Source organism: Dactylosporangium salmoneum (genome assembly GCF_039532525.1).
Lineage (GTDB): Bacteria > Actinomycetota > Actinomycetes > Mycobacteriales > Micromonosporaceae > Dactylosporangium > Dactylosporangium salmoneum.
Genome location: NZ_BAAARV010000004.1, coordinates 132,744 through 149,354, shown reverse-complemented (window position 1 = coordinate 149,354; position 16,611 = coordinate 132,744). Strand labels below are relative to the sequence as shown.

Annotated in this window: 12 protein-coding genes and 1 tRNA gene; 10 read left to right on the top strand and 3 right to left on the bottom strand. The window is 69.7% G+C overall.

The window, feature by feature from the left end; genetic code table 11:
* Positions 1-98: 98 nt before the first annotated feature.
* The 7 genes from ABD352_RS01525 (at position 99) to ABD352_RS01495 (ending at position 5,404) form a co-directional block, all read left to right on the top strand.
* Positions 99-617 carry a hypothetical protein gene (locus ABD352_RS01525; RefSeq protein WP_344610337.1) on the top strand — a complete coding sequence of 173 codons (519 nt, stop codon included), beginning with the start codon at positions 99-101 and terminating at the stop codon, positions 615-617.
* A 372-nt stretch (positions 618-989) separates the two neighbouring features.
* Positions 990-1,499, top strand: a complete 510-nt coding sequence (locus ABD352_RS01520) for a hypothetical protein (protein ID WP_344610336.1) — start codon at positions 990-992, stop codon at positions 1,497-1,499.
* A 316-nt stretch (positions 1,500-1,815) separates the two neighbouring features.
* Complete coding sequence (locus ABD352_RS01515) at positions 1,816-2,001, top strand: hypothetical protein (protein ID WP_344610335.1); 186 nt, start codon at positions 1,816-1,818, stop codon at positions 1,999-2,001.
* A 186-nt stretch (positions 2,002-2,187) separates the two neighbouring features.
* A complete protein-coding gene (locus tag ABD352_RS01510; RefSeq protein WP_344610334.1) occupies positions 2,188-2,379 on the top strand; it encodes a hypothetical protein in 192 nt (63 codons plus the stop codon).
* 280 nt (positions 2,380-2,659) lie between these two features.
* Positions 2,660-2,887: a hypothetical protein gene (locus ABD352_RS01505; RefSeq protein WP_425553435.1), complete on the top strand. Its 228-nt coding sequence runs from the start codon at positions 2,660-2,662 to the stop codon at positions 2,885-2,887.
* 183 nt (positions 2,888-3,070) lie between these two features.
* Complete coding sequence (locus ABD352_RS01500) at positions 3,071-5,257, top strand: GmrSD restriction endonuclease domain-containing protein (protein ID WP_344610332.1); 2,187 nt, start codon at positions 3,071-3,073, stop codon at positions 5,255-5,257.
* 48 nt (positions 5,258-5,305) lie between these two features.
* Positions 5,306-5,404 (top strand) — tRNA-OTHER (locus ABD352_RS01495).
* A gap of 191 nt (positions 5,405-5,595) precedes the next feature.
* Here ABD352_RS01495 and ABD352_RS01490 read toward each other — a convergent pair.
* Positions 5,596-6,270, bottom strand: coding sequence for a hypothetical protein (locus ABD352_RS01490; RefSeq protein WP_344610331.1), 675 nt, complete (start codon positions 6,268-6,270; stop codon positions 5,596-5,598).
* Positions 6,271-6,885: 615 nt separating this feature from the next.
* Here ABD352_RS01490 and ABD352_RS01485 point away from each other — a divergent pair.
* The 3 genes from ABD352_RS01485 to fxsT all read left to right on the top strand — a co-directional run bounded on the left by ABD352_RS01485 (position 6,886) and on the right by fxsT (position 13,893).
* Positions 6,886-8,262 carry a phenylacetate--CoA ligase family protein gene (locus tag ABD352_RS01485; protein WP_344610330.1) on the top strand — a complete coding sequence of 459 codons (1,377 nt, stop codon included), beginning with the start codon at positions 6,886-6,888 and terminating at the stop codon, positions 8,260-8,262.
* Between the two features lie 194 nt (positions 8,263-8,456).
* Positions 8,457-9,752 (top strand): TIR-like protein FxsC, encoded by a 1,296-nt coding sequence (locus tag ABD352_RS01480; RefSeq protein ID WP_344610329.1) that lies wholly within the window; start codon positions 8,457-8,459, stop codon positions 9,750-9,752.
* Positions 9,753-9,879: 127 nt separating this feature from the next.
* Complete coding sequence (fxsT, locus tag ABD352_RS01475) at positions 9,880-13,893, top strand: FxSxx-COOH system tetratricopeptide repeat protein (protein WP_344610328.1); 4,014 nt, start codon at positions 9,880-9,882, stop codon at positions 13,891-13,893.
* Here fxsT and ABD352_RS01470 read toward each other — a convergent pair.
* A complete protein-coding gene (locus ABD352_RS01470; protein ID WP_344610327.1) occupies positions 13,862-15,454 on the bottom strand; it encodes an aKG-HExxH-type peptide beta-hydroxylase in 1,593 nt (530 codons plus the stop codon). The two genes, fxsT and ABD352_RS01470, sit on opposite strands and share 32 nt — an antisense overlap.
* Entirely contained in the window at positions 15,451-16,605 is a 1,155-nt protein-coding gene (locus ABD352_RS01465; RefSeq protein ID WP_344610326.1) for an FxsB family cyclophane-forming radical SAM/SPASM peptide maturase, read from the bottom strand. Before ABD352_RS01465 ends, ABD352_RS01470 begins: the two co-directional genes overlap by 4 nt.
* Positions 16,606-16,611 lie beyond the last annotated feature (6 nt).

Below are 16,611 nucleotides of genomic sequence, written 5' to 3'. Positions count from 1 at the left end.
TGCGAACTTCCTCGAATCTCCGACAACAAGTGCATGAATAGTGAATATTCATGTCCGCCGTTGCGATGTTCTGCGAAGATTCGCGTAGCATCGGGTCCATGACAGACCGCGAACTGTCTGCCCTCGGCGAGCTGCTCGAGCCGGCCCGGGCCGATCTGCGCATCAGCGTCAGGGAGGCCGCCCGGCGTGCCGGCATCAGCGACACACGCTGGCGGCAGCTCGTCGCTGGCACGGCCTCAGGTGGCGCGGGCCAGCGGATATCCGTGCGACCCACCGAGCGGACCGTTGTCGCCATGGCGCTCGCAGTCAAGGCGGACCCGGGCGCAGCGCTCGGCGCCGCCGGCTTCGACGCCGAGCCGGGTCCGAAGCTCGCGGCAGTCGTCGACGAAGTCTGGGCCAAGATCAGTCACCTGCAGCCGAGTGGCGGATCACCGGCCCGCACTCCGGTGCGCCAAGGCCAAGGCTTCGACCTGCAGTACGAGCTGACCCGCATCCGCAGGCTCGACGAGCCCGCCCAAGTGAAGCTCGCCCTCATCCAGGGAGTGTTGGATCTCTACGAAGAGGCGAGACACGAAGCGGAGCAGCAAACCACGCCCAGTCAGGGACACCCCGCTTAACGGGTTTGTGCTCAGGGGACGCCCGCGTTAACCAGGCATCCGTACAACGCTAAATCTTCGCCGCCTTACAAGCGGGGGGTCGTTGGTTCGAACCCAACCGTGCCCACTGGATTCATTGCGGCTTCGCCGCGGCGGGGGTTCCCACCCCGCACCCCCCATGGCCGCTGCCGCGTCCACTGACCAGCGCTGCACGCGGTCAGCTCACCGGCTCCCTCGGCAGCGTCACTGCTCTGTGTGCCGAGGCTCGACGGACCACCAGCTCGCGGTCCGCACGGGCCCGCGCCACCTCCGCCGTTGGCCGCTCCCACCGCGTCCGTCCAGGTCAGACCACTCGGGGGTACGACAATTTCTGCCCGCGCGAGCGGCCCTCCCGTGCGCGACGCGGGCCTCCTGGGCCTGCGACATCACGTTCCGGCGGACGCATCGGGCCCAACCAGCGCCGCGCGGCTGCCCAAGACGATCGCCGGTACGCGAGGATCGGCTCTCGTGCGGCGGGATGTGGTAGAGACGCTCTTGAACGACGCCGGTACGGCCGGCGAGGCATGCAAGACCGCGCTACAGCTCGGCGCCGCGCTGACGGTGTGGGACAAACGTGGGCCAGCGTTCGTGATGTGGTCGATCTGGCGGTTCAGGCACTCGCTGATGCAAGACAACGACGTCAGCACCGTTGGATACGAGACCGGGCTCAAACTGCTGGCCGACTATGGCCATCGACCTATACGGCTCGGAGTAGTGCGCCTTAACGTGCCGAGATGCGGGTTCCTGCTGTTCTTCGTAGCGGACGAGGCGCGGCTTGTCGCATGTGTAGGCCACGGTGATCTTGAAGATCTGTGGAGTCCGGACGACACGTACGGCAAGGGCGGTCCGCCGATGGAGGGGTGAGGATCGCATCGCGGCCAGTTGGAGAGCAGCAACTCCCGGTGGGACGGACGACTAGCGTCAAAGCGACGGACACGACCGCCCGCTGGCCGTCAGACCAGGTCGACGTGCTCGCCAGCTCCATCCGGTACCGCAGGGATCTCTAGTTGAAACGAGCGGCGACGAGGACGCCAAATTGCGCGGGTGTGCGAAGAATACGGGGACTTCCTACGGTCCATGGCTGTCGCTGCGGCCGTTCGGTGGCGGGTGGTTCGGATAGGTGGCTGGGCCGTAGTTCTTGCGGACGGACGCCCGCCCGCATCCGCGCCATGATGGGACGTTGTCCGACCCGAGCGGCCCCGCCGGACCCGATCGGCTGCACTACCCCGACGTCGCCGCGGCCGGTAACCTCCGCGCGGCCCTGCAGAACGAGTTCGATGCCGCGTCTCCGACCGCGCCGACCTCCGCACGGTCCTCGGCCGCGGCCGGCGGCTGCCGACGATGGTTCGGCATCTCCCCGCTCTGACCGCCGGTCCGGTCGAACCTCGGCGCCCTGGTCCCGGCCGTCGCCCCGACGCGCTCGACTCGCCTCCGGATGCGGTTCCGTTGCGCGGCGTGACTCCCGGTGGTCGTCCGGGAATGGCACACGGCGGCGCTGCGCGGTGCTGACGGCCGACTGTCGATCGCCCAGTCCTACCGTTTCCTCCGTGCCGTGCTGAACGCGACGGTCCGGGAGTGCGCGGTCCCCCGCAACCCCGGTCAGATCCAGGGCGCCAGCTCCGACCTGGCGAAAGAGCGGCCGGTCGCGGCGCCGGCGGAAGTGGCCGCGCTCGTCGACGCCATCACGCCCCCGTACTGCGCCGCGGTCCTCCTGGCACCCTGGTGCGGGGCTCCACCGCGGTGAGCTGGTCGGCCTACGCGTGGAAGAGGTCGACCCGTCGGCGGCAACGTTGACGTCCGCCGGAATCGGGTGGAGCTCGACGGCGGCGAGGCTTCGGCGCGGACACGAAGACCGACGCCGGCAAAAGCACCATCGCTGTGCCGCCCCACGTCCTGCCGTTCCTCAACGAGGACGTTACCGACTGGGTCGGCCGGGACCGCGCCTATTCGTCGGCCGCAGCGGCGCCCCGATGCGCGGCAACGCGGTGAGTTAGGTGTTCGGCAGAGCGCGCACGAAGGTGGGTATGGATCACTTCACCTTCCACGACATGCGTCACACCGGACAGACCATGGCGGCGACCGGCGCGACCCTCAAGGAACTGATGAAGCGGATAGGCCACGCATCGACAGTGGCGGCGTACCGCTACATGCACACCGTCGACGGGCGGGTCGCCGAGACCGCCTCGGCGCTGTCGGAGATCGCGGCACATGGCTCACCAGCAAAGCCGCCTAGGCCAATAGTGGCCAACTAGCGTAAACTTTGCACCCCGTCAATCAAGCCCACGACACCCAGAGACGGAAATATTTGGCGGATCATGGAGTGGATCCGGGTGTAGGCCTACCCATTAACCATCGACTTGGGTAGTCTAATCCGCACCTCTTTACCCTGCCGCGAGGGGAGTGGAATGGCTGACGCTCCGGTCCAGGCACATGGCATGACGATCGGCGAACTGTTCTCCAATCGCCGTTTCGGCATTACTTATTATCAGCGTGAATACAGCTGGTCGAGAGATGACGTCAAGGCCCTGCTCGAGGACCTACGCAACCGCTTCTGGTCCCAGTGGTCACATGACGACGACCGGCGGCGGGTCCAAGGCTACAGCCCTTACTTTCTTGGCTCGATCGTCTACTACGAGGAAGAGGGCACGACCTTCATCGTCGACGGGCAGCAGCGCATCACGACGCTTCATCTCCTCCTTATACACCTACGCGGCCTTCTAGAGGAGCAAGGGAGCGAAGGCGACTCAAGCCATATTGAGACGTTGATTTGGTCACGTCGTGGCCGCGAAACGTTCACTGTTGATATAGAAGATCACGCCTACATACTTCGCGCCATTATGAGAGGTAAGGTTCCGGACCTTCGCGAAGGCGCGACCACATCGGAGCGCATTCTGCGTGACCGCGCACTTGATCTCCGCGAGGACTTTCCCAATATTCTCCGGGGAGAATCCCTTGAGGCGTTCATGGATTGGCTCCTTGATCGTGTTTGCATCGCTGGAGTTCGCGCTTCGGGACAGGACCAGGGCTGGGAGATCTTCGAAACCACGAACAATCGCGGCCGGCAGCTTGGCCCAATTGAGCTCCTCAAAAGCTACCTTCTTTCGAAGGCAGAGTTCGGACGACAGAAACTTAACGACCGCTGGCGGGAGATGCTCTCCCGACTATCTGACAACGATCCAAAAACCCCGAGCGACTTCCTCAAGTCCTTCCTACTCGCTCGATACGTCAACGTAGATGACGAGGATGAACGTAAGTACGTCACTGACGCATTTCACGAGTGGATCAGAAAGCACCCCGAACGGCTAGGGCTGTCAAAGGCGCCGAGCTACGAGAAATTCGTGCGTGAAGAACTCGTCTTGGCGGGAACACGCTTCGCACGACTCACCCGCGCCTCACGGATCTACACACCCGGGTGGGAGACACTTTACTACAATGAGTTCAACGGAATCCCGCACCACTTGACGGCATTGCTGGCGGGTGCCAGTTTCGCCGACACCGAGGGCTTGTTTAAACAGGCTTGCGACATAATCTCCGGCTACATCGACCTACTCTTCGTGCGCAAAGTAGTCAACGCCAAGGTTTCCGATGGTAGCCAACTTGAGCCGTACGTTCTGGAGCTCATCCCGAAGCTCCGCTCTTGCACCGACCTAGAATCACTACGCCAAACTTTGGGCTTGGAGCTAGCAGGTTTGACGGACGACTTCGGCCGGATGACCGCGTACGGCCTCACGCCAAACAACAAGACCCAGGTCCGATATTTGCTCGCGCGAGTCACCGAATACGCCGAGACCTCAATCGGCCAGCCTGGCCGGTTCGTCGAATATGTGGGCAGGGTATCGCCAGATGATCCCGGGTCCAAAGCCCATCAGATCGAACACATATGGGCCGACAATTTCGAGCGATATCGCGAGGAAACAAACGGCGACAAGCGTAACTTCAACTCCTGGCGTAATCGCATCGGGGCCCTACTACTGCTTCCGCAGCAGGACAACGCAAGCTATCGAGACCTCCCGTACCGGGGCAAGCTGCCGACGTATCTGCGGCACAACATTCTCGCGGCCTCACTGCACCCGCAAAGCCGGACGAATCACCCCCGGTTTAAGAGGTTTATTGCCGACCACGACCTGGGCCAACTGTTCAGACCATACCCCGATGTGTTCGACAAGGAGGCGATCGATACACGCCAGATTCTATTCCAGAAACTATGCGAGCTTGTGTGGGCCCCGGGAAAGCTCACGCTCACTATTCCGGAGGTGGTACCGCCGGCTTCACGCCAGGTAGCACGATCGCAAACGGCTAGTACGACTTCAGGTCGGACCAGGGCAGCGTCTCGACGTCGTACCGGCAACCCGTCCGTCGCTGAACTCATCGCGGCAGGACACTTGGCGCCAACCGAATCAATCATCGGCATCTCGAAGCGACCCGCTGTCCGGTTCGACGCTCGGCTAGTTCCGGATGGGCGCATCGAGCTGCCGACAGGCGAGATCGTCGCCGACCTTGAGGAGGCTGCTGCGTTCGTATTCGGGAAGCCTCGCAAGGGCTGGGAGTTTTGGCACGTAAGCCGAGACGGCGCGGAAGTCTCCTTGAAGGACTTCCGGGCGAAGGTTGTAGCGAACTCGTAGCCAACAGAAGCCAGGCGGCGCAGCGCTGAGAGGACTTCAGGACGGACGGGGCACGCAAGAGGCACAGCACTTGCTAACCGCACCACTGACCTGCAGAAGTCCGACCGCCTTACAAGGGGGGCGTTGGTTCGAACCCAACCGTGTCCACTGGTTCATTGCGGCTGGGGCTGCCACTCCGCACCCCCATGGCGACTGCCGCTCCACTGGACCAGCGCTCCGCGCGGTCAGGTCAGGCTGCTCGAGACGTACGACACTTCCGGCCTTGCAGCATCGAGCACCCGCAAGTGCCCAGCAGGGCTCGCGGGAGCCCGTGCTGGGTTATGGCGTCGCTGGGTGGGTCAGGCCGTGGGCAGCTTGGCGAGGATCGCCTTGAGCTCCTCGATTGTCTTCGGCTTGAGCTGGTCCTTGGGTACGAAGCTGGTTCCGAAGGTCACCAGGCTCACCGAGAGATAGAGATTGCTGTCGAGCACGCGGATCGTGTAGTCGCTGGTCTTCGAGCCGATGTCCCAGTCGCGGTTGGTGCCGTACGAGCGCTCGCCCAGGTCGCTGAGGTCGCTGTCGAAGTACCGCTTCTTGTCCATGTCGTAGCCGGTGTCGAAGTACTCCTTCGCGTCCTTGACGGACGGGTACACCTGGGCCTTGATTCCGAAGGTTACCTTCATCCCGGAGGACGTGCGCAGGTCGAAGTCGCAGTCGGAGCGCGCTATACCGCCGGTGTTGCGCACGTTCGGTGTGGACTTTTCCTTCTTGGCGGCGTAGGGGCCGAGCGCGCTCAGGTCGGTTGAGCAGAGGTCACCGGGGGCGCTGTACTTTGCCGGTGCCGCGGCTGCGGAGCTCGACTTCAACGGGTGATCGGTCGGCAGGCCGGGGGCGGTGGGCACGCCCGCGGTCGCGGCCGGCTGGCCGCCTGCTTCCGGTGTGGACGGCTCGCTCTTGCCGAGCAGTTTGGAGACCACCAGCACGCCCCCGATCACGACCAGGACCAGGACTCCCGCGATCACGCCGATCGGCACCCAGGGCATCGAACCGCGGGGGCCGCCGGGCGAGGGGGTGGCCGGCGGCTGCCAGCCTTGGGTCGCCGGGGCCTGCTGCCAGCCCTGGGTCGGCGGAGCCTGCTGCCATCCCTGGGTCGGCGGGGCCTGGGGTGCCGGAGCCTGCTGCCATCCCTGGGTCGGCGGGGCCTGGGGTGCCGGAGCCTGCTGCCACGCCTGGGTAGGCGGAGTCTGCTGCCACGCCTGCGTGGGCGGCGGCTGCGGCGGCGGATATTGCGGCGGCGCGTACTGCGGCGGATAGCCAGGGGCGGCCGGCTGGCCCTGGCCGGGCTGAGCCGGGAAAGCACCGGTCGGTGATGGCCCCGGCGGCGGCGCGGGATAGCCGCCGCCGAAGAATTGACTATCGTTGGGTTCACCGGTCGGCGGGTACGTCACGGGCTCCGACCATAGTCGATGCCTGCGGTTCGTATTGCCCCGTCATGGGCACGCGACGGTAACGAGCGTTGATGGCAACCGGTGTGTACGGCACTGCTCGCAACGCGACCCGGCCGGCGGAGGGTGGGGCGTCAGTAGCCGGAGAGCGAGCAACGCGCGTTTGCGGCGTGTGCGCGGACGTGGCCGGGGCACGCTGGGCGTATGTCCGACGAGGGCCGGAAGGCGGCCTATGAGCAATTGCGCGCGGCGCACCTGAGTGCGGTGCGGGCCTCGCTCGAGGATCACGTGGCGCGGCTCGACTGGCCGCGGCCTCGCATCGAGCGGTACCGGACCGAGCGACTGCGCTCGTTGCTCGCATTCGCTCGCGCGCGCTCGCCGTTCCACGCGGCCCGGATGGGCGGCGTCGACCCGGCAACGGCGACCGTCGAGGATCTCGCGCGGCTGCCGCCCATGGTCAAGCGGGAGGCCCAGGAGGAGTGGGACGCGATCGTCACCACGCCCGGCATCGACCGGGCCGGCGCCGAACAGGTGCTGGCGCGGCAGCGGTGGTTCTCCTACACGCCCGCGGGGCACCAGGTGTTCAGCTCGGGGGGCTCGAGTGGCGTGCGCGGGGTGTACGTGTGGGACTGGGAGCAGTTCGTGACGCTCGCCTGTCTCGCGTGGCGGTGGCAGGCGCGCGCCGAGCGGGCGGCCGGGGCGGGCAGGCGCGGGGCCCGGCTGGCCGTGCTGGAGGCCGGTGAGCCGCCGCACGCCAGCACGCCGTTGTTCGACGTCGCGACGGGGCCGCTGATGGAGACGGTCGTGATCCCGGCGGGGGCGCCCTTCGACCAGGTACTGCGGGCAGTGTCGGACGCCCGGCCGACGCATCTCGTGGGGTACGCCTCGGTGATCGGTCGCCTCGCCCGCGCCGCGATCGCGGGTGGGCTCGACATCCGGCCGGTTCGGGTGAGTACGAACTCCGAGCCCCTCGGCGAGGAGGACCGCGAGGCGATCGGCGCCGCCTGGGGTGCGCCGGTCCACAACCTCTGGGGCTCGACCGAGATCGGCGTCCAGGCGGTCGGCTGCGGCCGGGGCGAGGGGCTGCACATCTGCGAGGACGAGGTGATCGTCGAGCGTGTCGACCCGGACGGGCGGCCGGTCGGTCCCGATGAGCCGGCCGCGCGCACGCTCGCCACCGGGCTTGCCGGCCGCACGTTCCCGTTCATCCGCTACGACCTCGGCGACGAGGTGACGCTGCTGCCCGGGGACTGCGCGTGCGGCAGCCCGATGCTGCGCGTCGCCGACATCGCCGGACGGCGCGACGACGACTTCCGCTACGGCGCGCGAACGGTCCCGGCGAGCGCGTTCCGGCACGTGCTGGGCACCGATCCGCTGATCTCGGAGTACCAGGTGCGGCAGACCGCGGGCGGGGCGGACGTGCTGGTGGTCGGGTCGCCCGATGTCTCGGTGGTGGCGGCGGCGCTGGTCGCCTCGCTGTCGCCCTTCGGCCTCCCCGACCCCGAGATCAGCGTCCGCATCGTCGAACGGATCCCGCGGCACGCCTCGACCGGCAAGCTCACGCGGTTCGTCGCATTGTGACGAGCCGGCGCATCAGCGCGGTGCTGGTTTGTCAATAGCGTGATCGCGCTATAGAAGAAAGCGCGCCGCGGGCACTGTGCCAATCTTTCCAGCGATGCCTCCTGGTCGATGGAAGGGCCGCATCTGCCTTGCTAAACTGCAGGCGCGGCTCAGGGCTGAGTGAGATGGACCCGCGCGGCCAGGGGGGTTTGACCGTGGGCCACTACTTCTTCTTCAGCTACGCGCGCCTCGATCTGAATAGGCATGTCGAAAAGTTCTTCGACGAGCTGTGCGCCGAAATTCGCAGCCATGCCGGAGTGGGCGAAGACGTCACCATCGGCTTTCGCGACAATCTGAACATTCCGCTCGGCCGCGAGTGGGAGACCGCGCTGCTGCAGGCGTTGTCGGACAGCGCCACCTTTGTCGCTTTGTGCACCCCGAGCTATTTCAAGAGCCACCAGTGCGGCCGCGAATGGGCGCTGTTCCACGAGCGGCTGGCCGCGTTCGCCTCCGCCGAGCGGCCGCCGGTCATGCTGCCGCTGCTGTGGGTGCGCCACACCAAGCTTCCGGCGGTGGCGCGGCAGGTGCAGTACGCGACCGACCAGCTGGGCGCGCGCTATCCCAAGGAAGGGCTGCTGAACTGGGTGCGCCGGGGGTTCCACCAACGGCGGGCGGAGTTCGTCGAGGCGCTGGCCGAGCACATCATCCAGGCCAAGGAGCGTTACGACCTGCCGCCGCTGTCGACCACCGACCGGTTCGAGTCGGTCATCAGCGCGTTCAAGTCGGCCGACGCGGCGTTCAGCGCGCCGGCGATTCCCGATCCGGTGATCGTGACGGCGGCGCCGGCCTCCCCCGTGGCGGGCAAGGCGACCGTCCGCGCCGACAAAGGAACGGACCAGAAGGCGCGGACCGTCAACTTCGTGGTGGCGGCCGGCACCCTGACGCAGATGCGCGACATCCGGCGGCAGACGGAGTACTACAAGGACCGCGACCGCGACTGGGAGCCGTATCCGCACGCCACCCCGCCCTCCCTGGCCATGCTGGCGTCCCAGGTGGCGCTCGACAACGACTTCGGGGCGCGGATCCGCACGATCGAGGAGCTGCCCGGGGTGCGGGAGACCATCCGCGAGTACAACGAGCTCGTCGTGCTGCTGATGGACGCCTGGGTCACCCGCTCGGCGTCCAAGCGCGAGGCGGTGCAGCGGTTCAACGACGGCGCCGCGGCCCGTGACGTCGTGCTCGTGCCGCTCAACGAGGAGGACATCGAGACGTACCTGGAATGGCGGGCGCTCAAGACCGAGGTGCTCACCCTGCTCGAGCCCTACTTCACCGAGGTCGGCGAGCACCGCCCGCTCCCGCTGCCGGTCCAGGACCTCACGGCGATGCCCGGGCAGCTGCTGCGGGCGCTGGTCGCGGCGAACAACGACCTGTTCCGCGAGGGCGTGGTGCGCCGGTGGCTACCCGGCGACGACGACGGCGACCTGCCATTCCTGTCCGCACCAACGAAATGACGCAGCGGCACCAACGAAATGACGCAGCGGCACCCACAAATTGGCGCAGCGGCACCCACGAAATCGCGCATCGGCACCGACGAAACGACGCAGCGGCACCCACGAGACGACGAAGCCGGGGGGCGACATGAGCATCGACACCGATCCGGCGCCGGGGGGTGGCGCCGGCCGGATCGTCACCTTCTACTCGTACAAGGGCGGCACCGGCCGGACGATGGCGCTGGCGAACGTGGCCTGGATCCTCGCCAGCCGCGGCTTCCGGGTGCTCGCCGTCGACTGGGACCTCGAGGCGCCGGCGCTGCACCGGTACTTCCGCCCGTTCCTCGAGGACGACTTCGCCCGCACCACCGAGGGCGTCATCGACCTGGTCCGCGACTGCGCGAACGCGATGCTCGACGAGCCCTCGGAGCTGGACGGGCCCGACTGGTACCTCGACTACACCCGCGTCGAGGACTACGCGACCCGGCTGCAGTGGGACTTCGGCGGCGGCTACCTCGAGATCGTCTCCGCCGGGCGGCAGGACGAGGCGTACGCCCAGAGGGTCCGCTCCTTCGACTGGCGGGCCTTCTTCAAGCGGCTACGCGGCGCCACCCTGCTGCGCGCGGTCGCCGAGGACATGCGGGCCAACTACGACTTCGTCCTGATCGACAGCGGCGCCGGCATCAGCGAGACGGCCGGCCTGTGCACGCTGACGCTGCCCGACACGGTCGTCAACTGCTTCCGGCTCAACCTGCAGGGCATCGAGGGGTCGGCCGCCGCCGGCGAGTCGATCGCGCGGCACCGGGAGCCGGCCCCGATCCGGATGCTGCCGGTGCCCATGTGTGTCGACGCCACTGACGACAGGCGCGTGCAGCCGCTGCGCAGCCTGGCCCGGTTCCGGTTCGAGGGCCACCCGCTGGGCCTGGACGAGCTGCAGGCCGAGGCCTACTGGGCCGGCGTGGAGGTGCCGTACCACCCGCGGTACGCCTGCGAGGAGACGCTCGCCGTCTTCGGTGACCCGGGCGGCGACGAGCACGCCGTCCTGCGCGCCTACGAGCGGCTCGCGGGCGTCCTCAGCGGCGGGCTGGTCGACCGCCTCGCGCCGATCGCCGAGGCCGAGCGGCGGCACGTCCTGAGCGCCTTCGAGGTCGGCACCTCCCGGGCCCCGTTCGAGGTGCTCATCGGCTACGCCGCCGTGGACCGGATGTGGGCCGAGTGGCTGCAGGCCACGCTGGCGCTGGCGGGGGTGCGGGCGACGTACCGCGAAATCGGCGACCACCTCGAGCCCCAGCGGGCCGCCGAGTTCAAGGACGGCGTCGACCGTGCCAGCCGGCTACTGCTCCTGCTCTCCGACGAACTGGTGCGCTCGACCAGCGGCATCGAGGCCTGGAAGCAGGGCCTCGCCCAGGAGTGGGGCGGCCGGCGGCGGTTCCTGCTGCCGATCCGCACCGGCCAGATCCAGCTCACCGACCCGTTCGCCGACCGGGCGCCGATCGAGGTCATCGGGCGCACCTGGCACGACGTGCGGACCTCTCTGTTCGACGCGCTGCACATCGCCGACCCGCAGCCGGTCGCCGCGATCACGGCCGAGCCGTCGCTGGCCCCGCGCTTCCCGGGCGACAAGCCGGCGGTGTGGAACGTGCCGGCCCGCAGCACGACGTTCATCGGGCGGGCCCGGCTGCTGGAGCAGCTGCGCAACGAGCTGTCCCGGCAGGCCGGCGGCGTCGTGCCGCAGGCGTTGTACGGCCTCGGCGGCGTCGGCAAGACCCACGTCGCGCACGAGTATGCCAACCGGTTCAGCGCCGACTACGACCTCGTCTGGTGGATACCGGCCGAGCAGCCGGCGGAGATCCCCGGGCACCTGGAGCGGCTCGCCAACGCCATCGGCATCCCGTCCGCGCTCCCCCTGCAGGAGACCGTCGCCGAGGCGATCCGCGCGCTCGGGGAGGGCCGGCCGACCGGGCGCTGGCTGCTGATCTTCGACAACGCGGAGGAGCCCGACCAGGTCCAGCCGTACATCCCGGCCGGCACCGGCCACGTGCTGGTGACCTCCCGCAGCCCGGCCTGGACCGACCTGGGCCGGCCGGTGCGGGTCGGGGTCTTCGCGAGGCCGGAGAGCATCGCGCTGCTGCAGCGCATGGTGCCCGCGCTGTCGACCGAGGACGCCGACCGGATCGCGGCCAAGATCGGCGACCTGCCGCTGGCGGTCGAGCAGGCCGCGGCCTACCTGCTGGCGGAGTCGGCGCGGGGCGCGGCGGGCTCGGTGCAGAGCGTCGAGGAGTACCTGCGGCTGCTCGACTCCGAGCCGCAGGCGGCGCTGCCCACCCGCCGCGAGGGCGGTTACCCCGAGCGGGCGGCGGCGATCTGGACGGTGTCGCTGGACCGGATCCGCGCCAACGACGCGGCGGCGGCGAAGCTGATCGAGCTGTGTTCCTTCTTCGGGCCCGATCGCATACCGCTGTCGCTGCTGTACGGCGAGGTCTGCGTCGACATCCTGGCCGACTACGACCCGGAGATCGCCGACCTGCGCGACCCGACGTCGGTGGCGCCGAAGGTGCGGGAGCTGGAGAAGTACGCGCTGCTGCAGACGGACCAGGCCGACGCCGGCGGCCAGGGCGTCGTCTACGTGCACCGCCTGGTGCAGGCCGTGATCCGCGATCACCTGCGGCGCGACGCGTGGGAGACCAACCGCGCGCAGGTGCACCGGATCCTCGCCCACGTCCGCCCCGGCAACCCGGACGACAGCCGCTCCTGGGACGGCTACAAGGAGATCATCCCGCACCTCGGGCCGTCGAAGGCGCACCTGTCGCGCTCCGCCGAAGTACGCCGGATGGTCATCGACTCGGCGGAGTACCACCACAAGCGCGGCGACCACGACAGCTGCATCCGGCTGGCCGACCTGGCGATCGAGGCGTGGACCCGCGCCTCCGGGCCGGATCACCTGCAGGTGCTGCTCATGCGGTACAACCGCTCGATCGCCCTGCGCGCCAAGGGCCTCTACCGCGAGGCGTACGACGAGAACCAGGACGTGTACCAGCGGCTCACCGAAGTGGCGGGGCCGAAGCACACGTACACCCTCATCGCGGCGAACGGGCTCGGCGGCCACCACCGCACGTTCGGCCACTACGCCGAGGCTCGCGCGCTCGACGAGAAGACGGTGGCGGTGTACAAGGAACGCTTCGGCGACGACGACCGCGGCACGCTGATGGCGGTGAACAACCTCGCCGTCAGCCTCCGGCTCGTCGGCGAGTTCCGCGAGGCCGAGCGGCTGGACAAGGACACCCTGGAGCGGCGCCGCCGGGTGATGCCCGACCACACGTACACGCTGTTCTCGGCGAGCAACTACGGGCGGGACCTGCGCGAGACCGGGCAGTTCAGCCAGTCCTACGAGGTGCTGAAGAAGGCGCTGGGCGACTACCGCCGCACGCTCGGCGACGCCCACGCGGACACGCTGCGCACGGCCAAGAACCTGGCCGTGACGCTCCGCAAGCTCGGGGAGCTCGCCGCGGCCCGCGAGCGGACGACCTGGGCCTGGAAGACCTATCAGCGGACCGTCCCGCCGGATCACCTGGACTACCTCGCCTGCCAGCTCAACCTCGCCTGCGACGTCTCCGCGCTGGACGATGACGCGCTCGCCCAGCGCTACGCCGAGGAGGTGCTGGAGCGCTACGTCAGCCTGCTCGGCCCGGCCCACGCCTTCACCCTGGCCTGCCGCAACAACCTCGGCATCTTCCTGCGCCGGCAGCGCGACCACGTCTCCGCCCGGGTGATGTCCGAGGAGGTCGTCGCCGGCCTGCACGAGACGCTCGGGCCGCAGCACCCGTACGTCTACGCCGCCGAGCTCAACCTCGCCAACGACCTGTTCGCGCTGGGCGAGATCGAGGCCGCGCTGGAGCTCGACCAGCGCACGGTCGGCAACCTCACCCGCTCCCTCGGCCAGGATCATCCGGACACGCTGGCCGCGAGCGTCAACCTGAGCATCAGCCGGGCCCGGGCGGGCGACGCGACCGGGGCGGCGGCGCTGCTGCAGCCGACGCTCGCCCGGATGTTCGAGACGCTCGGCCCGGGACACCCCAACGTGCTGCAGATCAGGACCGACGAGGCCGCACCGCTGGCCGTGCAGGCCCGCTTCAACTGCGATATCGAGCCGCCCCCGACGTGATCCAGTCGGCGAGGCGCAGGGGGTCCGCGCCGGTCGCCCGGGAGACCGCGCGGACGACCTCCGGGTGCTCGACCAGCGGGCCCGAGCCGGCCGCCAGCGCGAGCCGCAGCCAGACGTCGGCGCCCGGCTCACCCCCGCCGTCGCCCTCCCCCGGGGCGAGCCGGTCCTCCCCCACCACGAGCCGCCGGGCCCGGTCGGCGACGGCCGGCACGCGCGCCGGGCGGGCCGGTGCCGGGCGGATCAGGACCGACGGGGGTGCCGGGCAGTCCGCGCCGCCGCGCCACGCGGCCGCCAGCCGGTCGACGCCCCCCGGGTCGGGGTGGGCGTTGTCCAGGCGCCACTGCACCCCGACGGCCAGCGCCGACGCCGTGGCGGCGGCGAGCACGTCGCCGCGCACCGCCTCGGACCGCCAGCCCCGCAGGGTCTCGGCCAGCCGGGTGACGAAGCGGACGCCCCGCGGCGTCAGCTCGCCCGACGCGAGCAGGCTGCGCGCGCCGGCCGAGGTCTGGGCGAGCCAGTAGGCGAACTCGAACTCGGCGGCCGCCGCGCCGGTGCGCCGCCGCTCGACGCGCCAGAAGTCGGTGACGCCGGCGTGGGCGTAGGTGCCCTGCAGCAGCGCGCTGACGGTGCGCGGGTCGGCCCGCCACGGCGCGAAGTGCCGCGCCGGCCCGCCCGCCTCGTAGAGGTCGACGAGGTCGAGGACGGCGCCGAGGGTCATGTGGCGGCATTCGTGGATGAGCGACAGTGCCAGGTCGGCCGGGCCGCCGCCGGCCTCGATCGCGATCGCGCCGAACGCCCACCGCGAGGCCGCGCTGACGTTGCCGCCGCCCGGCGCGGTGACCGGCACCAGCGAGCGCAGCGTGGCCCGGATGCCGGCCGCGTGCGCCGGATGGTGCTCGTCGAGCAGGTCCAGTGCCCCCTCGACGCTGCGGCGCAGCCCCTCGGCGGCCGGGCCGTCGAGGCGGGCCGACGGCGGCCAGTCGAAGCAGTCGCGGTGCGGGTCGGCGTCCTCCAGGGCGATGCCGGCCCCGAGCCGCCGCAAGGGCGCCCAGCCCGGGCCCTCCTCGGTCGGCGGCGCCGCGGCGCGGACCGGGCCGGCCCGCAGCCCGTCCGGGCCGCCCTCGACCACCGCGGAGTCGCCCTCCAGGCCGCCGAAGGTGCCGATCCCGGGCAGCGTGAGCAGGCCGTGGCGGACCGGGACCTCGATGCGGAACGCCAGCCCGGCCCGCGCGGCCGCCGCGGCGGCGTAGGCGGCGAAGAGGCGCAGGCACCGGGCCGGCGCGCGGATCGCGTCGGCCGTCCAGACGCCGAAGAACGGGTCGTGCAGCACCTCGTCGGCGGCGGCGGGCGCGGCCGCCTGGGCCCGCGCGAAGAGGGCGAGGGCCTCGTCGAAGCGCTCGGCCCGGCGCACGCCGGGGTCGGCCGCCTCGTCCAGGGCCAGCAGCATCAGCATCCGCTTGGACTTCTGGGTCGCGGCGAGGAGCCGGTGCGTCCCGGCGCTCCCGTAGCCGCCGGCGAGCTCGTCGAGCTGGTCGACGGTCAGCGTGTGGGGCCGGATCACGCCGCGGCACCCGCCTTCGCCGCCCGCAGCCGCTCCAGGTCCGCCACGAGCCGGCGCCGGACGTGCGCGACGAGCGCGAACAGGTCCGGGCAGTACACCGACGGGTTGTCCAGCCCGCTGCCGGAGCGGAACCGGTGTGCGGGCAGCCCGCCGCCGCAGACCCGCACCGCCGGGCACGACCGGCAGGCCGCGCAGAGGGCGTCGAGGCCGGCGGGCCCGTTCCAGGCGGGGTGGGCGAGCACGTCGCCGAACCCGTGCGTGAAGACGTCGAGCCCGGTCTCCGCGCCGCCGTCCATCGTGATCTTGAAGAAGTCGTTGTGGCCGATCGACCCGTCGGGCTCGATCGTCACCGTCATGTTCCGGGCGAGGCCGACGACCTCGCTCTCGCCGCGCCCGCCCAGCAGGAGATCGCAGATCGACTCGAAGAGCCGGATGGAGGTCTCCCGGGAGGGCGCGTCGTACCAGCGGTCGAATACGGCGATCAGCCAGTCGGCGTAGGGCGTGCCCGCCTGGTCGGGGCCGCGCCGCGGCGGCGGGCTGTCCCAGGTGCCGTGCGGCAGGAGCAGGTCCAGCCGGGGTGGCGAGAATCGCAGCAGGTCCTCGTAGACCTCGACGGGATCGTTGTCCACGTCGATCGTGCAGAGCACGCCGGCGTAGAGGTCCGCCTCGGCCCGCAGCAGGTCCAGCCCGCGCCGGACGAGCCCGAAGCTTCCCCGGCCGTCCGCGTATCGCCGATGGCGGTCCGTCGCCCGCTCACCCCCGTCGAGCGAGACGCCCACCCGGAACCCGTGCCGGCGGAACACCTGGAGGAACTCGTCGTTGATGAGCGTCCCGTTGGTCTGCACCACGAACGAGAGCGGCACCGGCACCGCGTCGCGCAGGACGGTGGCGGCCCGATCGAGCCCGCCGGGCCCGGCCAGCAGCGGCTCCCCGCCGTGGAACACGATTTCCAGGCCCGGCGGCCGGTGCTCGGCGGCGTATTCGCGCAACCGGTGGGCGGTCTGGGCGATGACCGCCTCCGGCATGGCCGCCGGCCGCCGCCGCCAGCTCTGGTCGGCATGCTCGTATATGTAGCAATAGTCGCATTTAAGGTTGCAGCGACCGTGAATCTTGAGGAGCACCTGGCCGATCGGTAAAGCGCTGGCAGCCATAGCGCC